Source organism: Ligilactobacillus acidipiscis DSM 15836 (assembly GCF_001435755.1).
Lineage (GTDB): Bacteria > Bacillota > Bacilli > Lactobacillales > Lactobacillaceae > Ligilactobacillus > Ligilactobacillus acidipiscis.
This window is the reverse complement of record NZ_AZFI01000335.1, coordinates 1-683: the sequence shown is the minus strand read 5'-3', so window position 1 is coordinate 683 and position 683 is coordinate 1. Positions and strand designations below refer to the sequence as shown.

Annotated in this window: 1 protein-coding gene; it reads right to left on the bottom strand. The window is 31.8% G+C overall.

From position 1 onward, the window contains the following. The coding region (locus FC65_RS10995) for a replication initiation protein (protein WP_056972793.1) at positions 1-587 on the bottom strand (587 nt) is incomplete at its 3' end. Positions 588-683 lie beyond the last annotated feature (96 nt).

Genomic DNA, 683 nt, shown 5'->3' with positions numbered 1-683 from the left:
AACCAACTTTCCCAATCATCAAGACTTCCCGAAATGGTAGTGCTTGTTTGTTTTTTGTCCATTCTATGTGATTGCCATAATTTCATTAAAATCAAACTGTATTTTGATTTTATATGGGATAGTTCACTTAATTTAAAAGAATAGTAGTGTTCTCTAAGATCATAGACATAAGGCGCAGCATCCTCAGAAAATTTAAAACGTATTTGCCCATCTTGGAAAAAACTGATTCGGCTAAATAATTGTGTCATTAAGATTCCAATCTTACCGTCTTCTCTTTTTACTTTAAAATATAACGCTGTATTTTCATTTAATGCTTTAAAAGCTTTTGCTACTCGTTTGTAATTCTGACCCGAAGCATTTAGACCTAACTGGTGAATAATATCCAACGCATTGGCAACATATTCATCTGAAGCTACACTATCCCTTGTAACAAAACTAAAACAATAATCCAAAACCTTATGCTGGAAAGAAGTGAGATTTCCAAATGCACGAGCAAGATCGTTTGCTTGAACCACTAAATAGTCCTGACGAGAAAGTAGATCTTTAAATGCTAAATCAGCTTTTTTATTAACTATACCTTTCTGCATATTATCTCAACGCCTTAAATAGGATAAATTCATTATATATACTATTTATGCATTTTGCAAATAAACTCATTAATGACGTACAAAATCCTCATTAAT